Source organism: Streptomyces sp. Ac-502 (assembly GCF_045222935.1).
GTDB classification, from domain to species: domain Bacteria; phylum Actinomycetota; class Actinomycetes; order Streptomycetales; family Streptomycetaceae; genus Streptomyces; species Streptomyces monomycini.
This window is the reverse complement of record NZ_JBHFFO010000001.1, coordinates 1,074,308-1,093,100: the sequence shown is the minus strand read 5'-3', so window position 1 is coordinate 1,093,100 and position 18,793 is coordinate 1,074,308. Positions and strand designations below refer to the sequence as shown.

The following is an 18,793-nucleotide window of genomic DNA, read 5'->3' as shown; positions in this document are numbered from 1 at the left end:
GTGGTCAGGAGTGGGACCCGAGCTGACCGTTCCGCCGACCTACTCGCCCCTTCCGCCCGCCGTCCACCCCCGGCACGTGGAGATCGAGGCCCGGACGACCGCTTGGGCGAATCGTTTCTCCATAGGTTCGGACGAGCTGCGCGGACGGCTGGTCACCCACGGGATCGGCGGCTTCTCGGCCCGTATCCTGCCCGACGGCCGCGAGGAGGTCGTCTCCCTCCTCGCCGACTTCGTCCTGTGGCTCTTCGGCGTCGACGACGGCTACTGCGAGGAGAGCGACCTCGGTCACGATCCCGGCGCGCTCACCGGCGTACTGCACCGGCTGCTGCGGGTCGCGCAGAACCCCGAGGCCCCCGTCCTGCCGGGCGACAGCCTCGCCGAGGGCCTTCGCGACCTGCGGTGCCGCATCGCCCACCACGGCACGGTGGGCCAGGCCGCGCGCTGGATCGACGCGCTGCGCGAGTACTTCTTCTCCGTGGTGTGGGAGGCGTCCTACCGACGCTCGGGCGCCGTGCCGAGCCTGCCCGACTACACCCTGATGCGCCTGTACGACGGGGCCACCTCGGTCGTCCTGCCCATGCTGGAGATGGGGCACGGCTACGAACTCCAGCCGCACGAGCGCGAGCACAAGTCCGTGCGCGCCGCGGCCGAGATGGCCTCCTTCATCATCACCTGGGACAACGACATCTTCTCCCACCACAAGGAGAGCCGGGGGCCGGGCTACTACCTCAACGTGCTGCGCGTCCTCCAGAACGAGTACGGCATATCCCAGGAGGAGGCCCTGACCACGGCGATAGCCCAGCGGGACCGCGTGATGACGCTGTTCATGCGCCTGAGCGCGCAACTGCGGCCGCAGGCCAGCCCGCAGCTGCGCCAGTACCTGCACAACCTGGGCACGTTCATCCGCGGTTCCCAGGACTGGGGCATCACCTCCCTGCGCTACACCACCCCGGACGACCCGGCCCGGCTGCCCTCGGCGTTGCGCTCCACACCCACCGACGACAGCCGTGCGCCGCTGGACATCCCCGTCATCTCCTGGTGGTGGGGCCTCGTTCCGGCCACCCACGACCAGCCGCGCGGAGCGGCCGACGGCGCACGCGCGCACGCCTGGGTGGCACAGCCCGCCGGCTGACGGCCCTGGTCCCTGTCGGCCGCTTCCTGCCGGGCAGGTCACTCCGCCGGGTCGTCCGGGCGGTCACCCAGCCGGTTACGGCCGGTCAGCGACCGCTGGAGGTGGGTGAGCGCGCTGCTCGGCGACCGCTTGCGCAAGGCGGCGCGCGCCGCGTTGGCTCCGGGCGCGCCGTGCACACCACCGCCCGGATGCGCACCGGCCGAAGCCAGGAAGAGGCCCTTGACCGGGGTCTCCGGGCGCCCGGTACCCGGCACCGGGCGGAAGATGAGCTGCTGGTGCATGGCGGTCGTGCCCCCGTTGATGGCACCTCCGTGCAGGTTGGCGTCGAGCGCCTGCAACGTGGGCGGCGCCAGGATGCGGCGGGCGCGGATGCGGGCGCGGAAACCCGGCGCGTACCGCTCCACCTGCTCCTCCACCCGGTCCGCCATCGCCTCCTGCTCGCCCCGGCTCCAGGAGCCGGTGATCCCGGCGTCCCCGGCGTCCGCACGCACGTCGTGCGGTACGTGGGTGTACGCCCACGCCGACTCGGTCCCGGCCGGTGACCGGGTGGCGTCGGCGGTGGTCATCTGCCCGAAGAGGGCGAACGGCCGGTCGGGGACCCGGCCCGCCGCGAGCTGCGCGGCGAACCGCGTCAGTTCGTCCACGCCTTCGGCCAGGTGCACGGTGCCCGCGGTCGCCGCCTCCCGGCAGGTCCACGGCACCGGACCGTCCAGCGCCCAGTCGACCTTGAACGTCGCGAAGTCCCACTGGAAGCGGCGCAGGTCCGCCATCAGCCGGGTGGGCAGGTGCCGGCTGTCGACCAGCTCGCCGTAGAGGGACGGTACGGACACGTCGGCCAGTACGGCCCGGCCCGCGGACACCGGCTCGCCGCCCGCGGTGCGCACCGCCACGGCCCGGCCCGCCCGCACGACGACCTCGGTCACGCGCTCGCCGCAGCGCAGCACACCGCCGCGCGCCTCCAGCCGCCGTACCAGGGCCTCCGTCAGCGCGCCCGCGCCGCCGACCGGCACGGGAAAGCCGTACGACTGCCCGAGCATGGACATCAGCCACCCGAAGCCCCCGCTGCCCGCTGCCTCCGGTGCCAGGTCGGCGTGGAGCGCGTTGCCCGCGAGCAGCAGCCGGCCGCCCTCGCCGCCGAACTCCTCCTCGCCCAGCCGCCGTACGGGCAGCACCAGCGTGCGGGCCAGCCGCAGGCCGCCCGCGCTGTGCAGCCGGGCGGCGAGCCGGGCCGTCGCCCGTACCGGCGGGAACGGCGTGAACAGGGCGCCCAGGATGTCCGGGCCCACCCGGTCCCAGATCTCGCAGAGCCGCCGCCAGGCGTCGCCGTCACCCTCCGCGAAGCGGTCCAGCCCGTCGGCGGTGGCCGGCCGCCGCCGCTCCAGCACCGCGCACCGGCCGTCGGCCAGCGGATGCGCGAGGACGCTGGGCGCGTGGCTCCACCGCAGCCCGTGCTCGTCGAGGCGGAGCGCGTCGAGCACGGGGGAGGCGGCGGCCAGCGGGTAGAAGGAGCTGCACAGGTCGTTGACGAAGTCGGGGTGGACGCCGCGGTCGCTGCGGACCGCGCCGCCCGCCTCGGGCTGCGCCTCCAGGACCTCCACGCTCCACCCCGCGTCGACCAGCAGATTCGCGGCCACCAGCCCGTTCGGGCCGGCGCCGATCACCACCGCGTCGGGCATCTCAGAACACCCCGCTCGGCTGCTGCCGGGGCCGGCCGCCCTCCACGACCTTGGCCAGTCTGCCGAGCATGCTGCGGTGCCGGATCTGGAGCAGGGCGTCCAGCACGGCGTTGTGCAGCAGCCCGCCGGGCCCGCGCAGCGGGTGTTCGTCCATGATGATGAGGCTGTGCTCGCCCCAGGGGCGGATCTCGGCGGCGATCCGCGCGCTGCCCAGGGCGCCGCTCTCGATCTCCAGCTCCAGTTCCCTGGGCGGCTCTACACGCCGGACGACGGTCCGGCCGCTCAGCGACCACGGGCCCACGCGCACGCTGTACGCGATCGAGGCCCCCAGCTCCGGCCAGTCGCCCTCGGCCGGCTCCGACCGGTAGGGGCCGACCACCCACTCCTGGTACCGGGCGCCGTCGGCGAGCACCGCCCACACCGCGGCGGGGGACTTTTGATCAGCTGATGTCTTACCGCCATGCGGTCTCCAACGTCAGGGGAGCCGGCCGCCGGCACCGGCGGGTCCGGTCGTCCCGGCCTTCGGGACCACGACCGTGTGCCCGTGACGGGCCGTACGACACCAGCCGGGCGGATTTCGTCACGGGCCTCGGCGGTGACCCTGCGTGACGTTGCAGAAGCCCGGCCCCGGGTACCCGCCCGTGACCCGTCACTCCCGAACGGCACCGTACGCAGCCCGTGGAGGCCCGCCCATGAGCCACGCCCTTCCCCTGCGCGGACGCACCGCCGTCGTCACCGGGGCCGCGCGCGGCCTGGGCGCGCACATGGCGCGTTCACTCGTACGGCGGGGAGCCGACGTGGCCCTGCTCGGGCTGGAGGAGGACGCGCTGGAGCAGGTCGCGGCCGGTCTGCCGGGGCGCGCCGAACACTGGCCGGTGGACGTCACCGACGAGGACGCCATGGACCGCGCCGCCGCCCTCGTGGAGCGCCGCTTCGGCCCGCCGTCCGTCGTCGTCGCCAACGCGGGGGTGGTGGCGGGCGGCCCCTTCCTGGACACCGACCCGGCCGTCTGGCGGCGCGTCGTCGAGGTCAACCTGATCGGCAGCGCGGTGACCGCGCGTGCCTTCCTGCCCGCCCTCCTGCACACTCGCGGCTACTTCCTCCAGGTCGCCTCCCTCGCGGCCATCGGCCCGGCGCCGATGCTGTCCGCGTACTGCGCCTCGAAGTCGGGAGTGGAAACCTTCGCGCAGGTCCTGCGGGCCGAGCTGGCGCACCGCGGGGTGGGGGTCGGTACCGCGTACCTCAGCTGGGCGGACACCGAGATGGTCCGGGCCTCCGACCGCCGGACGGTGATGCGGGAGCTGCGCGCCCACCTGCCGTGGCCCGCGTCGAAGACCTACGACGCCGGGCCGGTGGCCGACCGTATGGTCCGGGGCATCGAACGGCGGGCCGCCGCGGTCTACGCACAGCCGTGGCTGCGGGCGGGCCAGGCGGTGCGCGCCGTCCTGCCGGGGATCGTGGCCGAGGGCTCCCGCCGCGCGTTCCTGCGCCTGGCGGGCCACGCCGACCTCACGCCGACGGGGCTGCTCGGGGCGGGCGGCCGGGCGGCCGAGGCGTCCGCCGACGCCCGCTTCTGACCGTTCGCGGAAAGGGGTCTCGTCTCCGACCGTTCGCGGTACGGGCGCTTCGTTTCCGACCGTTCGCGGTGCGGGGGCTTCGTTTCCGATCCGTTCGGGGTACGGGAGCTTCGTTTCCCATCCGTTCGCGCTACGGAGGACGGCACAGCCGTTCGGCGCAACCGGCGCGGCGGGCCCGCCGTACCCGGGACAAGCTCGGGACATGGACCAAGCATCGGCTCCCCGGGCCCGGCTCGGGCTCGTCTTCCTGCTGTCGGCGGCCGGGATCGCCGCTGCCCTCACCCCCGGCGCCGCGGCCCAGGACCGTACGGGCGCCTCGGCTCCCGCCGCCGCGGAGCCCGCCCGTACGGCCTCCGCCTGGCTGCCCTACTGGGACGACACCAAGGCCGCCTACCGCGACGCCCTCCAGCACGCCGCGCAACTGCACACCGTCAGCCCCTTCTGGTACCGGGCCACCTCCGCCACCACCATCAAGAGCCAGCACGGCGCGGGCGACAAACAGGTCATCGCGGGCCTGCACCGGGCCGGGATCAAGGTCGTACCGACCGTCAACGAGTCCATGGACGCCACCGCGATGGCCGCGCTGCTGCACGACCGGTCCCGCCGCCACGCGCACATCGCGGCGCTGCTGCGGCTGGTGGCCTCGCGCGCGTACGACGGCATCGACCTCGACTACGAAACGATGGCGACCACCGGCAGCGCCCGGATGCGCGAGCGCGTACGCACCGGGTACGCGCTGTTCGCCGACGAGCTGTGCGCCAGGCTGCACGCCAAGGGCAAGACCTGCGTCATCACCGTCATGGCCCGCACCGGCACCTCCGGCAAGGCGTACGACTACACGCGCCTCGGCAAGGCCGCCGACCGCGTCCGCATCATGGGCTACGACCTGCACTGGGCCGAGGGCTCCCCGGGGCCGCTGTCCTCGCTCGCCTGGTACGAGGAGTTCCTGCGCTACGCCACCCGCACCGTGCCGCGCGACAAGCTCGAAGTGGCCTTCCCCGGTTACGGCTGGGACTGGACCCAGGGCGTCAAGGCCCGCGCCAAGCACCTGACCTGGAAGGAGGCGGAGGCGCTGCGCCGCCGCAAGGGTGCCGCCTACCGCTTCGACACGAAGTCCGGCACGCCCCACTTCACATACAAGGTGGGCCGGGCCGTGCACCACGTCTGGTACCAGGACGCACGCGGGGTCGCCGCGCACCTGCCGCTGCTGAAGAAGTACGGCGTACGGAACACCGGGCTGTGGGCGCTCGGGTTCGAGGACCCGCGGTTCTGGAAGGCGCTGGGCGGCGAGTAGCCGCAGCGCCGCCTCGGACGGGCTGCCGGCCCGCGCGGTGAACATCGGCAGGCCCTGCCCGGACGCGTCCGGCGTGTGCAGCATCTCGAAGTCCAGCTCCATGGCGCCCACCAGCGGGTGGTGGAAACTCCTCACGCCGAAGCTGCGGTCGTTGAACGTGTGCCGCGACCAGAGCGTGCTGAACTCGGCGCTCTTCATGGGCAGCTCGCCGATCAGCTCGGCCAGCTGCTGGTCGTCCGGATGCTGCCCGGCCGCCATGCGCAGCGCGGCGACGGCCCGCCGAGTCTTCGTCTCGCGGTCCGGGTACAGCTCGCGGGTGTGCGGGTGCAGGAACAGCAACCGCTGGGTGTTGGGCCGGTCCAGCGGCCGTCCGGGGCTGTCGAAGTCCAGGTGCCCGGCGACCAGCGCGTGCCCCGCAGGATTCCACGCCAGCTCCTCACGGCGCAGGCCCGGTACGCGGCGCCGGGCGCCGTAGGAGACCAGGCCGACGTCCTCCGGCTGGAGGCGGGCGCGGCGGGCCCGGAGGAAGTTGCCCAACTCGGCGGTGGTGTGTCCGTAGGGGGCAGTGTCGTCCACCGGGCGGTGCGGTGCCCGACCCTGCCGGTACCAGGCTCCGGGCGCCGCCGGTCGCGGAGTTCGACGGCCCGGGCAGGCTCCGGGCGGCCGCCGGTCGCGGACCTCGACGCCCCACGTACCGGGCTCCGGGCGCTGCCAGGTCGCGGACTGCGCAGCCCCCGGTGCCAGCCTGCCCGCGATCGGCTGTTCCCTCAGGTATACCGACCGCTTAGTATGCCGAGGGTCGCGGGACCCCGGCGGGATCCGGCACCCCGCGCTCCCCGCGTACCCGAGGTCTGTGGAGGCACCTGTGAAGGCATGGCGCGTACACGAGAACGGCGAGCCTCGCGAGGTGATGCGGCTGGAAGAAGTGCCGGACCCGCGGCCCGGGCCGGGACAACTGCTGCTGCGGGTGCGGGCGGCCAACGTCAACTTCCCCGACGCGCTGCTGTGCCGCGGCCAGTACCAGGTACGTCCGCCGCTCCCCTTCACGCCGGGCGTGGAGATCTGCGGCGAGGTGCTCGCCGCGGGCGAGGGCGCGTCCGCCGAGGTGGGCGCCCGGGTCCTGGCCCAGCCCCCGCTGCCGGACGGCGGCTTCGCCGAACTGGCCCTCGCGGACGCCGCGACGGTACGCCCCGCACCGGGCGCCCTGGACGACGCGGAGGCGGCCGCGCTGCACATCGGCTACCAGACCGGCTGGTTCGGCCTGCACCGCCGGGCCCGCCTCCAGCCCGGCGAGACGCTGCTCGTGCACGCCGCGGCGGGCGGGGTCGGCAGCGCCGCCGTCCAGCTCGGCAAGGCCGCGGGGGCGCGGGTCATCGGGGTGGTGGGCGGCCCCGACAAGGCGGCCGTCGCCCGTGAACTGGGCTGCGACGTGGTGCTGGACCGCCGCACCGACGACCTCGTGGCCGCCGTCAAGGAGGCGACCGGCGGCCGGGGCGCGGACGTGGTCTACGACCCGGTGGGCGGTGACGCGTACGCCAAGTCCGTCAAGTGCGTCGCCTTCGAGGGCCGCATCGTGGTCGTCGGCTTCGCCAGCGGCGCCGTACCGGCACCCGGCCTCAACCACGCCCTCGTGAAGAACTACACGATCCTCGGCCTGCACTGGGGCCTGTACAACACCAAGGACCCGGCCGCGGTCGACGCCTGCCACGAGGAGCTGACCAAGCTGGCCGCACAGGGCGTCGTCAAGCCGCTGATCGGCGGCCGGGTGCCGCTGTCCGGCGCGGCCGAGGCGGTCCAGCGCGTCTTCGACGGCACCACCACCGGCCGCCTCGTCGTCGTCCCCGGTCCGGAGGACGCGTGATGACCGAGGAGATCACCGAGGCCGGGAGCCTCGATGCCGAAGGACTGCGCCGCCGCACCGCCGACCTGCTCGCCGCCCATCCGCCCGCTACCACCGACCCGCTCGACTTCCTGCGCGCCCGCTTCGACGCCGGGCTGGCCTGGGTCCACTTCCCCCGGGCCTCGGCGGACTCGACGCGCCGCGCGCGCTCCAAGTCGTCGTGGACACCGAGCTGGAGGCGGCGGGCGCACCGGACAACAACCCCCGCCGCATCGGCATCGGCCTGGGCATGGCCGCCCCCACCATCCTCCGCTTCGGCACCGACGAGCAGAAGAAGCGCTTCCTGCGGCCGCTGTGGACCGGCGAGGAGGTGTGGTGCCAGCTGTTCAGCGAACCCGGCGCCGGATCGGACCTGGCCGCGCTCGCCACCCGCGCCGTACGGGACGGCGACCACTGGACGGTGGACGGCCAGAAGGTCTGGACGTCCGGCGCCCACCAGGCCCGCTGGGCGATCCTCATCGCCCGTACGGACCCGGAGCTGCCCAAACACCGCGGCATCACCTACTTCGTGTGCGACCTGACCGACCCCGGCGTCGACGTGCGGCCGCTGCGGCAGATCACCGGCGAGGCCGAGTTCAACGAGGTCTTCCTGACGGGCGTACGGATTCCCGACGCGCACCGCCTCGGCGCGGTGGGGGAGGGCTGGAAGGTCGCGCAGACCACGCTGATGAACGAGCGGGTGGCGATCGGCGGTGCCCGCATGCCGCGCGAGGGCGGCATGATCGGCGTGGCCGCCCAGGCGTGGCGGGCACGACCGGAAGCGCGTACCCACGACCTCCACCAGCGGCTGCTCGGCCTGTGGGTGGAGGCCGAGGTCGCCCGCCTCACGGGGGAGCGGCTGCGCCAGCAGCTCGCGAAGGGGCAGCCGGGGCCGGAAGGCAGCGGCATGAAGCTGGCGTTCGCCCGGCTGGCGCAGCAGATCAGCGGCTGGGAGGTGGAGTTCCTGGCCGAGGACGGGCTGGCGTACGACGACTGGACGCTGCGCCGCCCCGAGGGCGTGGACTTCACCGGACGCGAGGCCGGCTACCGCTACCTGCGCGCCAAGGGCAACTCCATCGAGGGCGGCACCTCCGAGGTGCTGCTCAACATCGTCGCCGAACGCGTCCTGGGGCTGCCGCCCGAGCCGCGCACCGACAAGGACGTCGCGTGGAAGGATCTCCCCCGATGACCGCTCCGAGCAGGGCCCAGGCAGCCCCCGCGCCGCCCGGCGCCGCCCCCGACCTCCTCTACTCGGAGCCGGAGGACGACCTGCGGGCCGCTGTCCGTTCGCTGCTCACCGACCGCGGCGGCCCGGCCGCCGTTCTCGCCGACCTGGAGAGCGGCCGGACGCACGACACCGGACTGTGGCGCTCTCTGGCCGCCGACATGGGCACGGCCGGGCTGCTGGTCCCCGAGAAGCTCGGCGGGCAGGGCGCGAGTGCCCGCGAGGCCGCCGTCGTGCTGGAGGAACTGGGCCGCTCGGTGGCGCCCGTTCCGTACCTGACCAGCGCGGTACTGGCCGTGACGGCGCTGCTCGGCTGCGAGACGGACCGCCCGGAAGTGGCCGCGCCGCTCGCCGCGCTCGCCGAAGGGCGCAGCGTCGGCGTGCTCGCCGTACCCCTGCCGACGGGTCCGGGCACCCTGCCGGAACCGGCCGTACGGGCCGACGCGGACGGAGCGTTGAGCGGCGAGGTGACCGGTGTCGCGGACGCCGCCGCCGCGGACGTGCTGCTCGTACCGGCCGACGGCCCGTACGGATACGCGCTGTACGCCGTGGACGCGACGGCCGACGGGGTGCGGACCGCGCCCGGCACACCGCTCGACCTGACTCGCACCCCGGCCCGGGTCACCCTCGACCGCGCCGCCGGACGGCTGCTGGCCGGACAGGACACGGCCCGGGCGGCGGTGACCGGGGCGCTGCTCGCGGGCGCGGGGCTGCTCGCCTCCGAACAGCTCGGCATCGCCGAATGGTGTCTGGCCGAAACCGTGCGGCACACCGCCCAGCGCACCCAGTTCGGGCGTCCGGTCGGCTCGTTCCAGGCGCTCAAGCACCGGATGGCCGCGCTCTGGCTGGAGGTCGCCTCGGCCCGGGCGGCGGCCCGCAACGCCGCCGACGCGCTGGCCACCGGCAGCCCGGACGCGCGGGTGGCGGTGGCGGTCGCGCAGGCGTACTGCGCGCCCGTCGCGGTGCGCGCGGCCGAGGAGTGCATCCAGCTGCACGGCGGCATCGGCATGACCTGGGAACACCCCGCGCACCTGTTCCTCAAGCGCGCCAAGGCCGACGAGATCGCCCTGGGGACACCGGGCCGGCACCGTGAAGCGCTGGCGGAGCTGGTGGAGCTCCCGGCTCCGTAGGCGCTTCCGGCGCGCTGGTGCCCCGTACGGCCCGGTTCCGCACCGGTCCGTGCGGGGCGCCGTGCGTCCTGGCGACGGCGAGGGCCGGTATTCGGCCTGCTTCCGCAGCTTGCGAAAAATGGCCATATGCAAGACATCTACGGCTTTCCCGGAGTGGACGATACGACCGGCCTGATGCGGGATGTCCTCGCAGAGCACAGGGCCGAGCGGGCGGCACGGGTCCTGACCGCCGAGGAGGCCGCGGCGTTCGCCAGCTGGTCGCGCGCGCGTGTCCGCCGAGGAGGAGACGCGCTGGCTGGCCGCGCTGACCGGCGACGACGGGTTGCTCGGCTTCGAACCACCGGCGCGCCCCGACAGTGCCTGGGTCCTGCACGCCAAGTACGAGGTCCCGCGGCGCCCGGCCGACGCGGACGCCACGACGGGCTCGGACGACTGCCGTGGCGAAACGGGCTGGCACACGCCATCCGGGCCCCACTGGCGGCGCCTGCGCTGGTCGGAACTGGCCGAACACCTCGGCGCCCCGGTCGTCGAGGAAGGCTCCCACCCGGACCGTTACCAAGTGCGCCCACGCGGCTCCTGGGACTTCGGCCTGCCGGGCGACGTGCTGTGGTCGAGCGAGGGCAGCCTCGACCATGAGACCTGGCACCGGCTGGTCGACCTGCTCATCGAGCAGAGCCCGGACGGCCCGGACACCCGCTGCCTGGTCCACTTCCGCCGGAACATGTTCTATTTCCACGTCCCCACGGTGCTCACCGGCCGCCTGGGCGACGCCCACGGCCTCTGCCACCACCCCGCCTGGGGGCCTACAGCCCCTCCAACATCTGGCCGGTGGACCGGAGCTGGGTCACCTTCACCCACTACGACCTGCACGGCACCAAGGTCGCCGGGCCCACCCCGCTGATCGAGGCCCTCCTCGCCGATCCCGTTCTCGAAGCGCTCCGGCTTCCGTGGGCGCCCTGAACCGTATGTGGGCGCCCTGAACCGTCCGGGCAAGCCCTGAACCGTCCGCGGGCGGTCGTCCTATCCGACGAGACTCAGGGGCCCGCTGACATCGCTCTCCTTGCCGTCCTGAGTCGTCACCTCGACCGTGTAGGAGGTGCCCGGCGGCACGGTGGGCAGGGTCGCCAGGGCCTCGCCGGCCTTCTTGCTGCCCGCCTTGGGTGCCACCAGCGACAGCCGGTCGTGTCCGCCGGACGGCGTGCGGGTGCTCAGCCAGACGTCCACCTCCTTCCCGGTGGTGTTCGACCACTGGACGAGGAGGCTGCCCGCCACCTTCGCACTGGAGCCGGCGGCCGGTGTCGTGACCTTCAGGGCCGGATCGGCGGCGGACGGGGCGGCGGCCGGTCCGACCGCGAGGGCGGCCGCCACGGCGGCGGTGGCGGCTCCGACGGCTATGCCCTGGGCCTTCGCCGTACGCATGATGACCTCCGTTTCGTCGGGGGCGGTCGGGCGAAGCTTCCCCGCGCGGTGAGATCATCACGGGTGCCGGGGCGACGGCCACCTCACCGGGGGCCCTTGAGTGGCCGGGGCGCCGCGGCTGTACGACACTGTGTCCGCGCGGCGGTACCACGCCCGGTGTCCAGGTGCGTGCGGCAGGGCTCCGCCCGTTACGGAACCGTTATGTCTAAAAAGTGCGGTTCGGGTAGCGTCGTCATCATGAAGATCGCACCCCGTCGCCCCTCGGCCTCCGGGACGGCGCTCCGCCGGTACCCGCAGGCCGGCCCGGCGTCCCTGCTGGCCGCCGTCCTCCTGGCGGTGCTCACCGCCGTGGCCCCCGGCGCGCGGGCCGCCGGAGGACTCGACGAGGCGGCGGACGCCCTGAAGCAGGGCCCGGTGTACGTGGACCCGCGGGCGTCCGGCGAGCTGTCGTCCGCCGACGCGGACGCCCTCGCCAAGAAGATCAAGGACTCCGGGAAGCCGGTCTTCGTCGCGGTGCTGCCCAAGGCCGCCGAGTACCGGCCCGAGACCCTGCTGCCCGACCTGCGGACCAAGACCGGTGTCAGCGGCGTCTACGCCGTCGAACTCGGCGACCGGTTCAACGCGGCCGCCGACGCCCGGGTGATGTCCCACAGCTCCGTACGCAACCTCGTCGGCGCGGTCCAGCGCTCCGGCTACGGCACCACCAAGGAACGCCTGAACAGCTTCGTGGACACCGCGACCCAGCAGGCGTCCGGCCACGAGCCGGCCTCCTGGGGCGGTGACGGCGCCGGTGTCAGCACCGGCGCGCTCGTCGGCCTGGGCGCGCTGGTGGTGGTCGGCGGCGGTGGCGCCTTCGCGCTGCACCGCCGCAACAAGAAGCGGCGGGCCGAGGAGGAGCGGGCCGCGCTGGAACAGCTGCGCGTCGTGGTGGACGAGGACATCACCGCTTTCGGTGAGGAACTGGACCGGCTCGACTTCACCCCGGGCGAGCCCGGCGCCGACGACGCGATGCGCGCCGACTACAGCCACGCGCTGGACGCGTACGAGAGCGCCAAGACGGCGATGGCCGGCGCCGAGCGCCCCGGCGACGTCGAACAGGTCACCAAGGCCCTGGAGGACGGCCGGTTCGCGCTGGCCACGCTGGCCGCGCGGCGCGAGGGCAAGCCGCTGCCCGAACGCCGGGTGCCGTGCTTCTTCGACCCGCGGCACGGGCCGTCCGTCGCGGACGCGGAGTGGGCGCCGGACGGCGCGGCACCGCGCACGGTCCCGGTCTGCGCCGCCGACCAGGCGCGCCTGGCGGACGGCCAGGAGCCGATGGCCCGCACGGTGCAGACCGAGTACGGGCAGCGTCCTTACTGGGACGCGGGCCCGGCCTACGGCCCCTGGGCGGGCGGTTACTTCGGCGGCGGCATGCTGCCGGGCCTCCTCATGGGCACCATGCTCGGCAGCGTCATGATGGGCCCGTCCGCCTACGCCTCCGACTTCGGCGGCGGCCAGCAGGGCGCGGAGGGCGGTGACGTCTCCGGGGCGGACTTCAACCCGGACGACTTCTCCGGCGGCTTCGGTGGCGGCGGGGACTTCGGCGGCTTCGGCGGCGGCGACAGTGGTGGCGGCTTCGGCGGCGGGGACTGGTGACGCGCGCCGCCCGGCCGGTGGCGGCTACCGGCTGACCGGCGCCGCCCGCACCCGCTTCGCGCCCAGGAACCGCGCGTAGCGGGCCCGCCGGGCGAAGTCCGCGTACGTCCACACAGCGGGCCGTCCGGCCTCCTTGCACAGGTGCAGCACCTGGCCGGGCGCCAGGTGCACGCCCACGTGCGCCCCGTACCCGGCGGGCCGTCCCGGCGCCTCCCCGGCGTCGAAGAGCACCAGGTCCAGCGGGAGCGGCGGATCGGCCCGTACGGTCGCCACGGTGTCGGCCCACAGCTCGGCGGACCGCAGCGGCGGCACCTCGCGTCCGAAGTGGCGCAGCACGGCGTAGGCGTAGAGCTGGCAGTTGGCGCCCGCCGTCACGTCGTACGGGTGGCGGCCGCCCGGCAGCGGGCCGGCGCCGGGGTGCCGGGAGCCGGCGTACGGCACGTCCCGGAGGGCGGCGGGCAGGTACGAGAGCGGGTCGGAGATCATCCGCCCATCGTGCCGGGCACCGTGGTGGGGGGTGGCGAGGATTCCGCTTCTCACATGTTGTTTAATTGCCTGCACTTTGCAACAACGTACGGTCTTCAGTAGGGAGTGGGCATGAGGTCCCGGTCGATACGCTCGGCGGCCGCCACGGCACTGGCGGGAACGGTAGCGCTCACGGCGGCGGCCTGCTCGACGCCCGGCAGCGACAAGGGCGGCGCGTCCGGAGCCCAGGACTCCGCCGTGGTCGGCATCGCCTACGAGCCGGAGTCGCTGAGCCCGCTGCTGGGCTACGGCAAGGACGGCAACTCCAAGATCTTCGACGGGCTGCTCACCCACGACGCGGACATGAAGCTGAAGCCCGCGCTGGCCGCCAAGCTGCCCGAGGTCTCCGACGACGGCAAGACCTGGACGTACACGCTGCGCGACGGCGTCACCTTCAGCGACGGCAAGCCCTTCACCGCCGACGACGTGGTCTTCACCTACGAGACCATCCTCGACGCGAAGACCAACAACGCCTCCAAGGCCGAACTGGACGCCCTGGAGAAGGTCGAGAAGAAGGACGCCCGCACCGTCGTCTTCCACCTCAAGTACCCCTATGCGCCCTTCGCCGAGCGCACCGTCCTGCCGATCGCCCCGCAGCACGTCGCGGGCAAGCAGGACATCAACCACGGCTCCTTCACCACCGCGCCGATCGGCACCGGCCCCTACATCCTCACCAAGTGGTCCAAGGGCGAGAAGCTCTCCTTCAAGGCCAACCCGCACTACTGGGGCGGCGCCCCCAAGGTGAAGAACTTCACCATGGCGATCATCAAGGACGACGACGTACGCGCCACCCGGCTGCGCTCCGGCGACCTCGACGGCGCGATCCTGCCGCCCAATCTCGCCGCCACCTTCAAGGCCGACAAGGACAAGAAGTCCCTGGCCGCCAAGACGTTCGACTACCGCACCGTCACCCTGCCCACCGCCAACGAGGTCACCGGGGACCAGGCCGTCCGCCGGGCCCTGGACATCGCGGTGGACCGCAAGGCCATGGTCGACGGCATCCTCGACGGCGCCGGCAAGCCCGCCTACGGGCCCGTACCGACCGACAGCCCCTGGTTCGCCAAGGGCACCGAGCGCACCCACGACCTGAAGAAGGCCGAGCAGCTCCTCGACGACGCCGGCTGGAAGAAGGGCGAGAACGGCATCCGCGCCAAGGACGGCCGGCCCGCCTCCTTCAAGCTCTGGTACCTGGCCGGCGACAAGCTCCGCCAGGAGCACGCGCTCGCCTTCGCCTCCGACGCCAAGAAGGCCGGCATCGAGGTGAAGGTCGAGTCCGGCCCCTGGGAAGCGATCATGCCGAACATGAAGACCGACGCGGTCCTCGCGGGCGGCGGCAGCCCCGCCGATCCGGACTTCGACCAGTACCTGCTGCTGCACTCCTCGCTGGCCGGCGACGGCTTCAACAACATGTCGCGCTACGACAACCCCAAGGTGGACAAGGCGCTGGTGGACGCCCGCCGCACCGACGACAAGGCCGCGCGCAAGGCCGGCTACGACGCCGTGCAGCGCGAACTCGTCGACGACCCGGCGTACGTCTTCCTCACCCACATCGACCACCTCTACGTGGTCAAGGACCGGTGGAAGGACCTCACCACCCAGGTCGAGCCGCACGACCACGGCCTGGCCTCCGGCCCGTGGTGGAACGTGGAGGACTGGCAGCCCGCCACGTGAACCGCCTCGCACAGCTGCCCTGGGGCCCCATGGCGCGGATGACGGGACGGCGCGCCCTGTTCGCCGTACCCGTCCTCCTCGCCGTCACCCTCGGCGTGTTCGCCGTCGCGGCCGCCGCGCCCTTCGACCCGGTCAGGGCGTACGCGGGCACCGCCGGGCTCACCGCCTCCCAGGCGAACCTCGACCAGATCCGGCAGAATCTCGGCGTCGACCAGCCGCTGCTGGGCCGCTGGTGGCACTGGCTGACCGGCGCGCTCACCGGCGACCTCGGCGACTCCGCGACGCTGCGCGCACCCGTCTCCCAGGTCATCGGCGAACGCATCGGCTGGTCGGTGCTGCTGTGCGCCCTGGCGTTCGTGACCGCCATCGTCCTGGGCACGCTGCTGGGCGTCCTGGCGGCCCGGCGGCCCGGCTCGATGCTCGACCGCGCCGTCACCTCCGCCGCGTACACCCTGGAGGCCGCCCCGCCGTTCTGGCTCGGACTGCTGGCCGTCTGGCTGTTCGCGCTCAAGCTGGGCGTGCTGCCGGCCGGCGGGCTGACCGACACCGGCAGCGAGGTCGCCACGGCCGGCCAGATCGCGCGCCACGTCATCCTCCCGGCCCTGGTCCTCGCCGTCTCCCAACTTCCCTGGTTCGTGCTGTACGTACGGCAGGGGTCGGCGACGCCCTGGAGGAGGACCCGGTGCGCGGCGCGCGGGCCCGCGGCCTCAGCGAGCGCACCGTCCTGTGTCGGCACGCCCTGCGCTCCGGGCTGCTGCCGGTCCTCACCCTGATCGGCTCGCGGGTACCGGAACTGATCACCGGCGCGCTGCTGGTGGAGTCCGTCTTCAGCTGGCCGGGCATCGCCGCCGCCACCGTCGACGCGGCGACGAGCGTGGACTTCCCGCTGCTGGCCGCGCTGACGGTGCTCGCCACGATCGCCGTGCTGATCGGCAACCTGCTCTCCGACCTGATGTACGGACTCGCCGACCCGAGGGTGGGCTTCGATGGCTGAGACGATGAAGGCACCCGGCGGGACGACCCGGACCCCCACCGCCACCCACTGGCACCAGCGCCCCGCACGGCGCGGCGGCACCCGCACCCGTACCCGGACCCTGCGCGTCCGCACCTCCGCCGTCCTGGTGGCGGCCGTCGTGCTGGCCGTGCTCGTCGTCCCCCTCCTGTTCCCCCTGGACCAGCAGGCCGTCGACCTCGCCGCCAAACTCCGGGCGCCCTCCCTCTCCCACCCCTTCGGCACCGACGACGTGGGCCGCGACCTGCTGCTGCGCTGTGTGTACGGGCTGCGCGTCTCGCTGCTGGTCGGCGTGGTCGCGGCGCTCGTCGCCACCGTCATCGGCACCGCGGTCGGCGCGCTGGCCGGAGCGCTCGGCGGCTGGGCGGACCGCGCCGTGATGCGTGTCGTGGACCTGTTCTCCTCCGTGCCGCACCTGCTGCTCGGCATCTTCATCGTGGCGATGTTCCGGCCCGGTGTCTGGCCCGTGATCATCTCGGTGGCGCTGACCCACTGGCTGTCCACCGCCCGGATCGTCCGGGCCGAGGTGCTCTCCCTGCGCTCGCGCCCGTACATCGACGCGGCCGTCTCCGGCGGCGCCTCGCGGTGGCGGGTCGCCGTCCGCCACCTGCTGCCGGGCGTACTGCCGCAGGCCGGACTCGCCGCCGTCCTGATGGTCCCGCACGCCATCTGGCACGAGTCCGCCCTGTCCTTCCTGGGACTCGGACTGCCCGCCCACGAGGCGAGCCTCGGCAACATGGTCAACAGCGCGCGCAGTTCGCTGCTCGCGGGGGACTGGTGGCCGACCCTCTTCCCGGGCCTGTTCATCATCGTCCCCACGCTGGCCATCGCGGGCCTGGCCGGCGTCTGGCGCGAACGCATCAACCCACGCCGCCGATCGGAGCTGATGCTGTGACCACGCCGCCCGCACCCCCGGCCGCTCCCGTACTGTCCGTGCGCGACCTCTCCGTACGCTTCCGGATGCGCGGCGGGCGGCACGTCGCCGCCGTCACCGGCGTCTCCTTCGACCTCGCGCCCGGCCAGTGCCTCGCGCTCGTCGGCGAGAGCGGCTGCGGAAAGTCCGTCCTGGCCTCCGCGCTGCTCGGCCTCCTGCCGGGCAACGCGCAGACCGCGGGCACCGCACACCTGGACGGCACGGAACTGCTCACCGCCTCCGAACGCGAACTGTCCCGCTCCGTACGCGGCCGCCGCATCGGCCTGGTGCCCCAGAGCCCCGCCGCCCACCTCACCCCCGTACGCACCGTACGGGCGCAGCTGGAGGAGACCGTCCGGGAGCTGACCGGCACCCCCAAGCACGCACTACGGGCCGCCGCCGAGCAGGCCGCGGCGCGTGCCGCTTTCCCCGCCGACCACCTCGACCGCCACCCCCACGAACTCTCCGGCGGCCTCGCCCAGCGCGCCGCCACCGCCCTCGCGCTGGTCGGCGACGCCCCGCTGCTGCTCGCCGACGAACCGACGACCGGTCTGGACCGCGACCTGGTGGACCGTACGGTCGACGAACTGCGCCGCCACATCGACGCGCCCGGGGACACCGGAGGTGTCGGCGCCCCCGGAGACTCCGGAGCCCCCGGGCGCGCCCTCCTCATGATCACCCACGACCTGGCGGCGGCCGAGCGGATCGCCGACCGGGTGGCCGTCATGTACGCCGGCCGGATCGTCGAACTCGCCGACGCGACGGATTTCTTCACCACTCCCGGACCGCGCCACCCCTACGCCCGAGGCCTGCTCGAAGCCCTCCCCGGCCGTGCCTTCACCCCCATCCCCGGCATGCCCCCGGAACTGGGCGACCTCCCGCCGGGCTGCGCCTTCGCCGCCCGCTGCGACCGGGCCACGGACCGCTGCGCGACCGCCGTGCCCGCGCTGACGGACGGCGCCGCCTGCCACCACCCGCTGGGAGAACCGGGGGAGCCCGTGGCCGCCGTACGAGAGGGAGCAGCCGGTGCTTGAACTGTGTGCCGTCACCGCCGGGTACGACCGCGCCCGCCCCGTCGTCCGGGACGTCTCGCTGCGCGTCGAAGCCGGCGAGGCCGTCGGCCTGCTCGGCCCCAGCGGCTGCGGCAAGTCGACCCTGGCCCGGGTAGCCGCGCTGCTGCACCGCCCGGACGCCGGCACCGTCGTCCTCGACGGCCGGCCCGTCAGCGGCTACCGCCACCGTGCCACCCCCGCCGAGCGCACCGCGTACGGCGTGGTCTTCCAGCAGCCCCGGCTGTCCGCCGACCCGCGCCTCCGCCTCGCCGACCTGATCACCGAACCCCTGCGCGCCGCCGGCCGCCGCACCGAGGTCCCCACCCGCCTCGCCGAACTGGCCCCCACCGTGGGCCTCTCCGGCGACCTCCTGTCCCGCCGCCCGCACGAGGTGAGCGACGGCCAGCTCCAACGCGCCTGCCTGGCCCGCGCCCTGGTCCTGCGTCCGCGCTGGCTGATCTGCGACGAGATGACCGCGATGCTCGACGCGTCGACGACGGCCGCGCTGGTGGCGGTGGTCGAGGACTACCGGCGCGAGTCGGGGGCGGGACTGCTGGCGGTGGGACACGATCGCGTCCTGCTGGAGCGGTGGTGCGACCGGACGGTGGGGTGGGGGAGCTGGGCTCCTCCGGGACGGGCGGCTGAGCGGGCAC

At 74.0% G+C, this 18,793-nt stretch carries 13 protein-coding genes and 5 pseudogenes; 13 read left to right on the top strand and 5 right to left on the bottom strand.

Features of this window, described 5'->3' with window-relative positions; genetic code table 11:
- The first annotated feature begins 10 nt into the window (after window positions 1–10).
- Entirely contained in the window at window positions 11–1,132 is a 1,122-nt protein-coding gene (locus ACEXOX_RS04715) for a selina-4(15),7(11)-diene synthase (RefSeq protein ID WP_406519221.1), read from the top strand.
- Window positions 1,133–1,170: 38 nt separating this feature from the next.
- Here ACEXOX_RS04715 and ACEXOX_RS04710 read toward each other — a convergent pair whose 3' ends face one another.
- Window positions 1,171–2,808, bottom strand: a complete 1,638-nt coding sequence (locus tag ACEXOX_RS04710) for a phytoene desaturase family protein (protein ID WP_406519220.1) — start codon at window positions 2,806–2,808, stop codon at window positions 1,171–1,173.
- A 1-nt stretch (window position 2,809) separates the two neighbouring features.
- Window positions 2,810–3,270 (bottom strand): annotated as a pseudogene (locus ACEXOX_RS04705) (SRPBCC family protein).
- 230 nt (window positions 3,271–3,500) lie between these two features.
- Here ACEXOX_RS04705 and ACEXOX_RS04700 point away from each other — a divergent pair.
- Entirely contained in the window at window positions 3,501–4,385 is an 885-nt protein-coding gene (locus tag ACEXOX_RS04700; RefSeq protein WP_406519219.1) for an SDR family oxidoreductase, read from the top strand.
- 202 nt (window positions 4,386–4,587) lie between these two features.
- The gene (locus tag ACEXOX_RS04695; RefSeq protein ID WP_406519218.1) at window positions 4,588–5,679 is read left to right on the top strand and encodes a glycosyl hydrolase family 18 protein; all 1,092 of its coding nucleotides are present in this window, start codon (window positions 4,588–4,590) and stop codon (window positions 5,677–5,679) included.
- A gap of 54 nt (window positions 5,680–5,733) precedes the next feature.
- On the opposite strand, the pseudogene ACEXOX_RS04690 reads toward ACEXOX_RS04695, so the two are convergent.
- A pseudogene (locus ACEXOX_RS04690) lies at window positions 5,734–6,255 on the bottom strand (transcriptional regulator); the annotation flags it as partial.
- 289 nt (window positions 6,256–6,544) lie between these two features.
- Here ACEXOX_RS04690 and ACEXOX_RS04685 point away from each other — a divergent pair.
- From ACEXOX_RS04685 to ACEXOX_RS04670, 4 genes and pseudogenes are all read left to right on the top strand, one after another.
- Window positions 6,545–7,540, top strand: coding sequence for an NADPH:quinone oxidoreductase family protein (locus ACEXOX_RS04685; protein ID WP_406519217.1), 996 nt, complete (start codon window positions 6,545–6,547; stop codon window positions 7,538–7,540).
- A pseudogene (locus tag ACEXOX_RS04680) lies at window positions 7,540–8,747 on the top strand (acyl-CoA dehydrogenase family protein). Before ACEXOX_RS04685 ends, ACEXOX_RS04680 begins: the two are co-directional and overlap by 1 nt.
- Window positions 8,744–9,913, top strand: a complete 1,170-nt coding sequence (locus ACEXOX_RS04675) for an acyl-CoA dehydrogenase family protein (protein ID WP_406519216.1) — start codon at window positions 8,744–8,746, stop codon at window positions 9,911–9,913. Before ACEXOX_RS04680 ends, ACEXOX_RS04675 begins: the two are co-directional and overlap by 4 nt.
- 268 nt (window positions 9,914–10,181) lie before the next feature.
- Window positions 10,182–10,814 (top strand): hypothetical protein, encoded by a 633-nt coding sequence (locus tag ACEXOX_RS04670; protein WP_406519215.1) that lies wholly within the window; start codon window positions 10,182–10,184, stop codon window positions 10,812–10,814.
- Window positions 10,815–10,933: 119 nt separating this feature from the next.
- On the opposite strand, the gene ACEXOX_RS04665 is transcribed toward ACEXOX_RS04670, so the two are convergent.
- Window positions 10,934–11,332, bottom strand: a complete 399-nt coding sequence (locus ACEXOX_RS04665) for a hypothetical protein (protein WP_406519214.1) — start codon at window positions 11,330–11,332, stop codon at window positions 10,934–10,936.
- A gap of 237 nt (window positions 11,333–11,569) precedes the next feature.
- Between ACEXOX_RS04665 and ACEXOX_RS04660 the strand changes: the two genes are divergently transcribed.
- Window positions 11,570–12,967 (top strand): hypothetical protein, encoded by a 1,398-nt coding sequence (locus ACEXOX_RS04660; RefSeq protein WP_406519213.1) that lies wholly within the window; start codon window positions 11,570–11,572, stop codon window positions 12,965–12,967.
- 24 nt (window positions 12,968–12,991) lie between these two features.
- On the opposite strand, the gene ACEXOX_RS04655 is transcribed toward ACEXOX_RS04660, so the two are convergent.
- Complete coding sequence (locus ACEXOX_RS04655; RefSeq protein ID WP_406519212.1) at window positions 12,992–13,453, bottom strand: cell wall hydrolase; 462 nt, start codon at window positions 13,451–13,453, stop codon at window positions 12,992–12,994.
- Between the two features lie 111 nt (window positions 13,454–13,564).
- Here ACEXOX_RS04655 and ACEXOX_RS04650 point away from each other — a divergent pair, with 111 nt between their 5' ends.
- From ACEXOX_RS04650 to ACEXOX_RS04630, 5 genes and pseudogenes are all read left to right on the top strand, one after another.
- Window positions 13,565–15,163, top strand: coding sequence for an ABC transporter substrate-binding protein (locus tag ACEXOX_RS04650; protein ID WP_406519211.1), 1,599 nt, complete (start codon window positions 13,565–13,567; stop codon window positions 15,161–15,163).
- A 29-nt stretch (window positions 15,164–15,192) separates the two neighbouring features.
- Window positions 15,193–16,157 (top strand): annotated as a pseudogene (locus tag ACEXOX_RS04645) (ABC transporter permease).
- The gene (locus tag ACEXOX_RS04640; protein WP_406519210.1) at window positions 16,150–17,070 is read left to right on the top strand and encodes an ABC transporter permease; all 921 of its coding nucleotides are present in this window, start codon (window positions 16,150–16,152) and stop codon (window positions 17,068–17,070) included. Before ACEXOX_RS04645 ends, ACEXOX_RS04640 begins: the two are co-directional and overlap by 8 nt.
- Before the next feature lie 65 nt (window positions 17,071–17,135).
- Window positions 17,136–18,122, top strand: a complete 987-nt coding sequence (locus ACEXOX_RS04635) for an ABC transporter ATP-binding protein (RefSeq protein WP_406526227.1) — start codon at window positions 17,136–17,138, stop codon at window positions 18,120–18,122.
- A pseudogene (locus tag ACEXOX_RS04630) lies at window positions 18,115–18,753 on the top strand (ABC transporter ATP-binding protein); the annotation flags it as partial. The gene ACEXOX_RS04635 and the pseudogene ACEXOX_RS04630, both read left to right, overlap by 8 nt.
- Window positions 18,754–18,793: the final 40 nt, after the last annotated feature.

What these genes read in the sequence shown, in the direction of transcription:
- ACEXOX_RS04710 (WP_406519220.1), bottom strand. Translation starts at nt 2,808, where the DNA reads ATGCCCGACGCGGTGGTGATCGGCGCCGGCCCGAACGGGCTGGTGGCC.
- ACEXOX_RS04700 (WP_406519219.1), top strand. Translation starts at nt 3,501, where the DNA reads ATGAGCCACGCCCTTCCCCTGCGCGGACGCACCGCCGTCGTCACCGGG.
- ACEXOX_RS04695 (WP_406519218.1), top strand. Translation starts at nt 4,588, where the DNA reads ATGGACCAAGCATCGGCTCCCCGGGCCCGGCTCGGGCTCGTCTTCCTG.
- ACEXOX_RS04675 (WP_406519216.1), top strand. Translation starts at nt 8,744, where the DNA reads ATGACCGCTCCGAGCAGGGCCCAGGCAGCCCCCGCGCCGCCCGGCGCC.
- ACEXOX_RS04665 (WP_406519214.1), bottom strand. Translation starts at nt 11,332, where the DNA reads ATGCGTACGGCGAAGGCCCAGGGCATAGCCGTCGGAGCCGCCACCGCC.
- ACEXOX_RS04660 (WP_406519213.1), top strand. Translation starts at nt 11,570, where the DNA reads ATGAAGATCGCACCCCGTCGCCCCTCGGCCTCCGGGACGGCGCTCCGC.
- ACEXOX_RS04655 (WP_406519212.1), bottom strand. Translation starts at nt 13,453, where the DNA reads ATGATCTCCGACCCGCTCTCGTACCTGCCCGCCGCCCTCCGGGACGTG.
- ACEXOX_RS04650 (WP_406519211.1), top strand. Translation starts at nt 13,565, where the DNA reads ATGAGGTCCCGGTCGATACGCTCGGCGGCCGCCACGGCACTGGCGGGA.
- ACEXOX_RS04640 (WP_406519210.1), top strand. Translation starts at nt 16,150, where the DNA reads ATGGCTGAGACGATGAAGGCACCCGGCGGGACGACCCGGACCCCCACC.
- ACEXOX_RS04635 (WP_406526227.1), top strand. Translation starts at nt 17,136, where the DNA reads ATGCGCGGCGGGCGGCACGTCGCCGCCGTCACCGGCGTCTCCTTCGAC.